General features: G+C 74.6%; 1 protein-coding gene and 1 pseudogene. Both read left to right on the top strand.

Going from position 1 to position 10,501, the window contains the following annotated elements:
• Nucleotides 1-6,450: type I polyketide synthase (locus AC069X_RS37275; RefSeq protein ID WP_478736039.1), on the top strand; the 6,450-nt coding region annotated here is incomplete at its 5' end.
• An 83-nt stretch (nt 6,451-6,533) separates the two neighbouring features.
• Nucleotides 6,534-10,501: pseudogene (locus tag AC069X_RS37270) on the top strand (type I polyketide synthase); the annotation flags it as partial.

Raw genomic sequence — 10,501 nt, 5'->3', positions numbered from 1 at the left:
ACCGGCGGCCTCGGCGCACTCTTCGCCCGCCACCTCGTCACCGAACACGGCGTCCGCGACCTCCTCCTCACCAGCCGACGCGGCCAACAAGCCCCCGGCACCACCGAACTCACCGAAGAACTCGCGCAGTTGGGCGCCCGCGTACGGATCGCGGCCTGCGACACCGCCGACCGCACCGCACTCGCCGAACTCCTCGACTCCATCCCCACCGACCGGCCCCTCACCGCCGTCGTCCACGTCGCCGGCGTCATCGACGACGGGGTGGTGTCCGCCCTGACCGCCGAACGCGTGGCGGACGTACTGCGCCCGAAGGCCGACGCGGCCCTCCACCTGCACGAGCTGACCCGCGACACGAACCTGAGCGCCTTCGTCGTCTTCTCCTCGGCCGCAGGTGTGTTCGGCGGTGCCGGACAGGCCGGATACGCCGCCGCGAACTCCTTCCTCGACGCCTTCATGGCCGAACGCCGCGCGGCGGGCCTTCCCGGCCTGTCGCTGGCCTGGGGTCTGTGGGCCGGCGTCGGCGGCATGGGCGACACCCTCACCGCCGAGGACGTCGAACGCATCGGCCGCTCCGGGGTGAGCCCGTTGACGGCCGGTCAGGGTCTCGCGCTCTTCGACGCCGCCCTCACCTCCGACGAGGCCCTCCTCGTCCCCGTCCCCGTCGACACGCGTGCCCTGCGCCGCCAGAGCCGGATCCCGGCCCTGCTGCGCGGGCTGGTCCGCGCGCCGCGCCGCCGCACCGCCGCCGGGGCCTCCGGGGCCGGCGCGCAGGGCGGGTCCGGCTGGGCGGAACGGCTGGCGGGGCTCCCGGCCGCCGAGCAGCGTTCGGTGCTGCTGGACCTGGTCAGCGCGCAGGCGGCGACCGTACTGGGGCACAGCGACGCCGGATCGCTGGAGGCCGAGCGGGCCTTCCGCGAGCTGGGCTTCGACTCGCTCACGGCCGTCGAGTTCCGGAACGCGCTGATGGCGCAGACCGGGATCCGGCTGTCGGCGACCGTGGTCTTCGACCACCCGACGCCGGCCGCCCTCGCCGACTTCCTCCGTGCCGAGCTGGTCGGCGCGGACTCGGGCGTACCGGTCGTGTCCGAGGCCGAGATCGCCGACGACGAGCCGATCGCGATCATCGGCATGAGCTGCCGCTACCCCGGCGGCGTGGAATCCCCCGAGGACCTGTGGCGGCTCGTCGCCGACGGCCGCGACGGCATCACCGGCTTCCCCGAGAACCGGGGCTGGGACCTCGACCACCTCTTCGACCCGGACCCCGACAACCCCGGTACCTCGTACGCGGACCAGGGCGGGTTCCTGCACGGAGCAGCGGAGTTCGACGCCGGCTTCTTCGGCGTGTCACCGCGCGAGGCCCTCGCCATGGACCCCCAGCAGCGGCTGCTGCTGGAGACGGCCTGGGAGGCGTTCGAAGACGCGGGCATCGACCCGGAGCAGACCCGGGGCACGCGGACCGGTGTCTTCACGGGCCTGATGTACCACGACTACCTCGCCCGGCTCGGCGCGATCCCGGACGGTCTGGAGGGCTTCCGGGGGACGGCGGGCGCGGGCAGCGTCGCCTCGGGGCGCGTCTCCTACCTGTTCGGGCTGGAGGGCCCGGCGCTGACGGTCGACACGGCCTGCTCCTCGTCGCTGGTGGCACTGCACCTCGCCGCCCAGGCGCTGCAACGGGGCGAGTGCACGATGGCCCTGGCCGGCGGTGTGGCCGTGATGTCGACGCCCGAGACCTTCGTCGACTTCAGCCGGCAGCGCGGTCTCGCCCCCGACGGCCGTTGCAAGTCCTTCGCGGACGGCGCGGACGGCACCGGCTGGGGCGAGGGCGTCGGCATGCTGCTCGTCGAACGGCTCTCGGACGCCGTGCGCAACGGACACCGGGTGCTCGCGGTGGTACGCGGCTCCGCCGTCAACCAGGACGGCGCCAGCAACGGACTCACCGCCCCCAACGGCCCCTCCCAGCAGCGCGTCATCCGCCAGGCCCTCGACAGCGCCGGCCTCACCCCCGCCGACGTCGACGCCGTCGAAGCCCACGGCACCGGCACCAAACTCGGTGACCCCATCGAGGCACAGGCCCTGCTCGCCACCTACGGCCAGGACCGCGACGCGGACCAGCCACTGTGGCTCGGGTCCGTCAAGTCCAACATCGGACACACCCAGGCCGCCGCCGGAGCGGCCGGCGTCATCAAGATGGTCCAGGCGATCCGCCACGGCGTCCTGCCCGCGACCCTGCACGTCGACGCCCCGTCCACGCACATCGACTGGACCGAGGGCGCCGTCGAACTCCTCACCGAGGCGCGACCGTGGCCCGCGACGGGCCGCCCCCGCCGCGCGGGCGTCTCGTCCTTCGGCATCAGCGGCACCAACGCCCACGTGATCCTGGAGGCGGCGCCGGAGACGGCGCCCGCCGTCCGGACCGGCGAGCCGGTGTCGGGTCCGGTGCCGGTCGTGGTGTCGGGCCGTTCGGCCGAGGCGCTGCGGGCGCAAGCGGAACGCCTGTTGGCGTTCGTGGAGGAGCGGCCCGGGCTGGACGTCGCGGACCTCGCTCAGGCGCTGACCGCCCGCACCGAGATGGAGCACCGCGCGGTGGTCGTCGGCCAGGACCTCGCCGGCGTCACCCGGGGCCTGAAGGCCATCGCCGCGGGCGAGCCGAGCCCCTCCGTCGTCGCGGGCCAGGCAACCGGCCGGGGCCGCCTGGCGGTGCTGTTCACGGGCCAGGGCAGCCAGCGGCCGGGCATGGGCCGCGAGCTCTACGAAGCCTTCCCGGTGTTCGCCGACGCGTTCGACGCGGTGTGCGCGGAACTGGGCGGCGACATCAAGGACACCGTGTTCGGCGACGACTCCGGCGCCCTGGACCGGACGGGCACCACCCAGCCCGCACTGTTCGCCGTCGAGGTCGCCCTCTACCGGCTCGTCGAGTCGTGGGGCGTGGTGCCGAAGTTCGTCGGCGGGCACTCCGTCGGCGAGATCGCCGCCGCGCACGTCGCCGGGGTGCTGTCCCTCAAGGACGCCGCCACGCTGGTCACCGCACGCGGACGCCTCATGGAAGCCCTCCCCGAGGGCGGGGTCATGGTCTCCGTCCAGGCGAGCGAGGATCAGGTCACTCCGCTGCTCGTGCCCGGCGCGGCCATCGCCGCGATCAACGGCCCCCAGGCCGTCGTCATCTCCGGCGCGCGGGAGGCCGTCGAGGATGTCGTCGCCCAGCTGAACGCGGCCGGGGTGAAGTCGAAGGCCCTGCGCGTCAGCCACGCCTTCCACTCCCCCCTCATGGACCCCATCCTGGAGGAGTTCCGCACCGCCATCGCCGGGCTGGACTTCCGCCCGCCGGAGATCGCCTTCGTCTCCGCGCTCACCGGCGGCCTCGTCACCGACGAGATCGCACAGCCCGACTACTGGGTCACCCACATCCGCGAAACCGTCCGCTTCCACGACACCATCCGCGCCCTCGAAACCGAAGGCGCCACCACCCTCCTGGAACTCGGCCCCGACGCGGTCCTCACCGCCATGGCCCGCCCCTGCCTCACCCACGAGAGCACCGCTCTCATACCCACCCTCCGCCGCAACCGTGACGAGGCCGACAGCGTGGTCACCGCGCTGGCGCAGCTGCTCACCGCCAACGGCCTCGCCGACCGCACCGCCTTCTTCGCCGGAGCCGGTTCGGCAGCGGCCCCCCTCGGTCTCCCCACCTACGCCTTCCAGCACCAGACGTTCTGGATCCTCGACCCCGGCGCCACCGCCGACGCCGGGCACGCCGGGATCGACTCGGCGGACCACCCGCTGCTCGGTGCCGCGGTCGCCCTGCCCGAGTCCGAGGAGTTCCTGCTCACCGCCCGGCTGTCGCTGCGTACGCACCGCTGGCTGGACGACCACCGGGTCATGGGGCAGGCCGTCGTGCCGGGCGCGGCGCTGGTCGAGCTGGCCGTACGGGCCGGTGACGAGGCCGGCTGCAACTCCCTCGACGAACTCACTCTGGAAGCCCCGCTGGTCCTGCCCGAGGACGGCGGCGTCCAGGTCCGGGTGGTGGTCGGCGAGCCCGACGCGCAGGAGCGGCGTCCGGTGCGGGTCTTCTCCCGGGCGGAGGAGGCCCCGGCCGGGGAGCCGTGGACCCGGCACGCGGACGGGACGCTGTCCTTCGCCGACCGCTCTCCCGAAACGGAGCCTGCGGTGTGGCCGCCGGCCGAGGCCGAGGCCCTGGACGTGGCGGGGCTCTACGCGCTGATGTCCGGGGTCGGGCTGGAGTACGGGCCGGTGTTCCAGGGGCTGAAGGCCGCCTGGCGCCTCGGCGAGGACGTATACGCCGAGGTGACGCTCCCCGAGGGGGCAGCCGCCGAGGCGGGCCGGTTCGGGCTGCACCCGGCCCTGCTGGACGCCGCCCTGCACGGTATTGGGCTCGGCTCCTTCCTCTCCGGCGAGCCGGGACGGGCTCGGCTGCCGTTCGCCTGGTCGGGGGTGTCGCTGTACGCGGCCGGGGCCTCCGCCCTGCGGGTACGGATCTCGCCCGCAGGGACGGACTCCGTCTCGCTGACGCTCACCGACCAGGCCGGAGCACCCGTCGCCACCGTCGAGTCGCTCGCGCTGCGCGCCGTATCGGCGGGGCAGTTCGGGGACGCGGCGCTGCGGGACGCGCTGTTCCGCCTGGAGTGGACGGAGTTCGCCGTCGAGGCCGGGGCGGGCGGGACCTGGGCCCTGCTGGGTGCCGACGGCTACCCGGACCTGGACGCGGTGGCGGACGTGCCGGAGTACGTGGTCACGCGGACGCCGGGCGGGGAGGTGCACGCGGCCGTGGCCGAGGCGCTGAGACTCGTACAGGCCTGGCTGGCCGAGGAGCGGTTCGCCGCGTCCCGCCTGGTGTTCGCGGCCGAGGAGCAGAGCGCGGCCACGGCGGCGGTGTGGGGTCTGGTGCGTTCCGCGCTGGCGGAGAACCCGGGCCGGTTCGCCCTGGTGGAGGCCTCCGATCTCGAAACGGTGCGGGAGCTGGTCTGCGGCGCCCTGGCGGCGGGCGAGGACCAGATCGCCGTACGGGACGGGGCCGTACTCGTCCCCCGTCTGGCACGGGCCGCTACCGTGACCGAGCCGACCGAAGAGGCCGCCTTCGGCGACGGGACCGTCCTGGTCACCGGTGGCACCGGCGGCCTCGGCGCGCTCTTCGCCCGCCACCTCGTCACCGAACACGGCGTCCGCGACCTCCTCCTCACCAGCCGACGCGGCACACAAGCCCCCGGCACCACCGAACTCACCGAAGAACTCGCGCAATTGGGCGCCCGCGTACGGATCGCGGCCTGCGATGCAGCCGACCGCACCGCACTCGCCGAACTCCTCGGCACCATCCCCACCGCCCGGCCGCTCACCGGCGTCGTCCACGTCGCCGGGGTCCTGGACGACGCAACGATCGGCTCCCTGACCGGCGAACGCGTCTCGCGCATCCTCGCCCCGAAGGCCGACGCGGTCGTCAACCTGCACGAGCTGACCCGCGACACGAACCTGTCCGCCTTCGTCGTCTTCTCCTCCGTCGCCGGAGTCTTCGGCGGTGCCGGACAGGCCGGATACGCCGCCGCGAACTCCTTCCTCGACGCCTTCATCGCCGAACGCCGCGCGGCGGGCCTTCCCGGCCTGTCGCTGGCCTGGGGCCTATGGGCCGGAGTCGGCGGCATGGGCGACACCCTCACCCCCGAAGACGTCGAACGCATCGGCCGCTCCGGCGTCCAGGTCCTCACCCCCGGTCAGGGCCTCGCCCTCTTCGACGCCGCCCTCACCACCGACGAGGCCCTCCTCATCCCCGTCCCCCTCGACCTGCCCACCCTGCGCACCCGGAGCCAGGTGCCGGGCCTGCTGCGCGCCCTGGTGGCCGGACCGGCGCGCCGGACGGCGGCCCGGGCGGCGACGGCCGGGCCGGACGGCGGCGGGGCCGCGGTCGCCGGACCGTCGTTGCGGGACCGGCTGCTGGCGCTGCCGGCGGAGGAGCGGGACGCGGCCCTGCTGGACGTCGTACGCGGCCAGGTGGCGCTGGTCCTCGGGTACGCGCAGGCCTCGGCGGTGGACGCCGACCGGCAGTTCCGCGAGCTGGGCTTCGACTCGCTGACCGCCGTGGAGCTGCGCAACGGGCTCGGTCCGGCCACGGGGCTCGTGCTGCCGGCGACGCTGGTGTTCGACTACCCGACGCCCGCCGCGCTGACCGCGTACCTGCGGGCGGAGCTGCTCGACTCGTACGCCGAGAACGCCCTGTCGGAGCGGCTCGACTCGCTGGAGCCCGTACTGGCCTCCATCGCCGGGGACGAGGCGCTGCGCGCGAAGGCGGAGGCGCGGCTGCGCGCACTGCTCGACGGGCTCGCGGCGGCGTCCCGGCCTGAGGGATCCGCTACCGGTACTCATGCCGGTTCCGATGAGCGTGAGATCGAATCGGCGACCGCTGACGAACTGCTCGACCTGATCGACAAGGAATTCGGATCCATGTAGGCGCCCCACCCGACACCCCGTACCGCGTTCCTCCCCGCATTGATCCGGCTCACAGAGATTCCTTGAAAGGCGACACACCGATGGCGGACGAAACGAAGCTCGTTGACTACCTGAAGCGGGTCACGGCCGATCTGCGTCAGACGACTCGACGGCTTCGCGAGGTCGAGGCGGAGGCGACGGAGCCGATCGCGATCGTCGGGATGAGCTGCCGCTACCCCGGCGGCGTGCAGACGCCTGAGGACCTGTGGCAGCTGGTGTCGGGCGGCCGGGACGGCATCACGCCGTTCCCGTCCGACCGGGGCTGGGACGTGGAGGGGCTGTACGACGAGGATCCCGGGCACCGGGGTACGTCGTACACGCGCGAGGGCGGGTTCCTCGATGCCGCGGGCGAGTTCGACGCGGGCTTCTTCGGGGTGTCGCCGCGCGAGGCGCAGGCGATGGACCCGCAGCAGCGGCTGCTGCTGGAGACCTCGTGGGAGGCCTTCGAGCGGGCCGGGATCGATCCGCTGTCGGTGAAGGGCGAGCGGGTCGGCGTGTTCGCCGGGCTGATGTACCACGACTACGGGACGAGCGTCGCCGACGTCCCGGAGGAGCTGGAGGGGTACCTCGGCAACGGCAGCGCGGGCAGCATCGCCTCCGGCCGCGTCTCGTACACCCTGGGCCTGGAGGGCCCGGCGGTGACGGTCGACACGGCCTGCTCGTCCTCGCTGGTGGCACTGCACCTGGCGGTGCAGTCGCTGCGGCGCGGGGAGTGCACGATGGCCCTCGCGGGCGGTGTCACCGTCATGGCGACGCCCGCGACCTTCGTGGAGTTCAGCCGGCAGCGGGGGCTGTCGGCGGACGGCCGTTGCAAGTCCTTCGCGGACGGCGCGGACGGCACCGGCTGGGGCGAGGGCGTCGGCATGCTGCTCGTCGAGCGGCTGTCGGACGCCGTGCGCAACGGACACCGGGTGCTCGCGGTGGTACGCGGCTCCGCCGTCAACCAGGACGGCGCCAGCAACGGACTCACCGCCCCCAACGGCCCCTCCCAGCAGCGCGTCATCCGCCAGGCCCTCGACAGCGCCGGCCTCACCCCCGCCGACGTCGACGCCGTCGAAGCCCACGGCACCGGCACCAAACTCGGCGACCCCATCGAGGCACAGGCCCTGCTCGCCACCTACGGCCAGGACCGCGACGCGGACCAGCCGCTGTGGCTGGGCTCCGTCAAGTCCAACATCGGGCACACCCAGGCCGCCGCCGGCGTCGCGGGCATCATCAAGATGGTGCAGGCCATGCACCACGGCAGCCTCCCGCAGACCCTGCACGTCGACGCCCCGTCCACGCACATCGACTGGTCGGCCGGGGCCGTCGAGCTGCTCACCGAGGGCCGGCCGTGGCCCGAGACCGGGCGGGCCCGCCGCGCCGCCGTCTCCTCGTTCGGCATCAGCGGCACCAACGCCCACGTGATCCTGGAGCAGGCCCCGGAGCCCGACCCGGCCCCGGCCCCGGCCCCGGAGGAGGACCGCGCCGAGGGCACGGGAGACGCCGTACCGCTGCCGCGGGCCGCCGCCGTCACGCCGCCGGCGACCCTCCCGTTCCTCGTCTCCGGCCGGACCCCCGAGGCGCTGCGCGCCCAGGCCGGGCGGCTCGCCGCCTTCCTGCGCGAGTCCCCCGAGGCGGCCGGGGTTGCGCCCGTCGACCTCGCGTACTCCCTGGCCGCCACCCGGTCCGTCTGGGACCAGCGGGCCGCGCTCGTCGCGGGCGACCGCGAGGAGCTGCTGCGCGGCCTCGACGCCCTCGCCTCGGGCGGCCCGGCCTCCGGGCTGGTCCAGGGCACGGCCGAGAAGGGCCGCACGGCCTTCCTGTTCACCTTCCAGGGCAGCCAGCGCCCCGGCATGGGCCGTGAACTGTACGAGGCGTTCCCGGTGTTCGCCGCCGCCTTCGACGCGGTCTGCGCCGAGCTCGACAAGCACCTGGACCGGCCGATCCGGGACATCGTGTTCGCCGCCGAGGGCACGCCCGAGGCCGCGCTCATCGACCTGACCCTCTACTCCTCCCCGGCGATCTTCGCCCTGGAGGTCGCCCTCTACCGCCTCCTGGAGCACTGGGGCATCCGCCCCGACCTCGTGTCGGGCGGCTCCATCGGCGACTCCGCCGCCATCCACATCACCGGGGTGCTGTCCCTCGCCGACGCCGCGACCCTCGTGACCAGCCGCAGCCGGCTGATGCACGAGCTGCCCCCGGGCGGCGGCCTGGTCGCCGTCGAGGCCCCCGAGCACGTCGTGCGCGAGGCCCTCGACGCCCTCGACGGCCGGGTGAACATCGCCCTCGTCAACGGCCCGGAGGCGTTCGTCGTCTCCGGTGACGACGAGCTGATCGACGGTCTCGGCGACCGCTGGAAGGCCGCCGGCCACCGCATCAAGCGGCTCACCGTCGGGCACGCCTTCCACTCCCCGCACATGGACCCGATGCTCGACGCGTTCCGCGAGGTCGCCCGGTCCCTCACCTTCGAGGCCCCGCGCATCCCGATGGTCGACGCGCTGACGGGTGCGCTGATGGGCGCCGAGCAGATGTGCGACCCCGAGTACTGGGTGCGGCACGTCCGCGAGGCGGTCCGGTTCGTCGACGCCGTCCGCACGCTGGAGTCCGAAGGGGTGACCACGTACCTGGAGGTCGGGCCCCTCGCCATGCAGAGCCTGATGGCCCGCGAGTGCCTGACCCCCGGCTCCGACGCGGCGCTGGTCCCCTCGCTGCGCCGCGACCGGTCCGAGGTGTGGTCGCTGGTGCACGCCGTCGCGCAGCTGCACGTGCGCGGCGTGCGCGTGGACTGGGACGCCTTCTACGCCGACCTGCGGCCGGCCACCGTGACCGGCCTGCCCACGTACGCGTTCCAGCGCGAGCGGTACTGGCTGAAGTCCGCCGGGACGACCTCCCGGAGCGGCGGTCCGGCGGCCGCCGCCGAGCTGGGCCTCAGCCTGGCCGGGCACCCGCTGCTGGGCACCGCGATCTCCCTGGCCGGCCAGGGCGGCGCGGACGGCCCCGGCGGCTCGGCGGGCCCGGGCGGCTTCCTGTTCACCGCCCGGCTGTCGCTGCGCTCGCACGGCTGGCTGTCGGATCACCGGGTCCTGGACCGGGCGGTCGTGCCGGGCGCGGCCCTGGTCGAGCTGGCCGTACGGGCCGGTGACGAGGCCGGCTGCGACACCCTCGACGAACTCACCCTGGAAGCCCCGTTGGTCCTGCCCGAGGACGGCGGCGTCCAGCTGCGGCTGACGGTCACGGAGCCCGACGGGCGGGGCCGGCGCGCGCTGGCCCTGTTCTCCCGCCCCGAGGACGCCGACCCGGACGCGCCGTGGACCCGGCACGCCGAGGGCACCCTCTCCGTCGGCGGCCGCGCCGCCGAGGCGGGGTCGGCCGTCTGGCCGCCGGCCGGGGCCGAGGCCCTGGACGTGGCCGGGCTGTACGGGACGCTGGGGGCGGCCGGGCTGGAGTACGGGCCGGTGTTCCAGGGGCTGAAGGCCGCCTGGCGCCTCGGCGACGACGTATACGCCGAGGTGACGCTCCCCGAGGCGGCGGCCGCCGACGCGGGCCGGTTCGGGCTGCACCCGGCCCTGCTGGACGCCGCCCTGCACGGCATCGGGCTCGGCTCCTTCGTCAACGCCGACGGCGGGGGCGGGGCACGGCTGCCGTTCGCCTGGACGGGGCTGTCGCTGTACGCGGCCGGGGCCTCCGCCCTGCGGGTACGGATCGCCCCGGCCGGAACCGATGCGGTCTCGCTGACGCTCACCGACCAGGCCGGAGCACCCGTCGCCACGGTGGAATCGCTCGCACTGCGGGCCGTGTCGGCGGGGCAGTTGGAGGACGGCTCCCTGCGGGACGCGCTGTTCCGGCTGGAGTGGACCGAGGTCACACCTGAGGCCGGGGCTGTCGGCTCATGGGCCCGGCTGGGCGAGGAAGGCCAGGACGCGCCCGAGTACGTGGTGACCCCGACCCCGGGCGGGGAGCTCCACGCGGCCGTCACCGAGGCACTGGGACTCGTACAGGCTTGGCTGGCTGAGGAGCGGCCCGCGCGCCT

The organism is Streptomyces sp. NPDC043896 (genome assembly GCF_056435605.1).
This window is presented reverse-complemented; position numbering and strand designations above follow the sequence as displayed.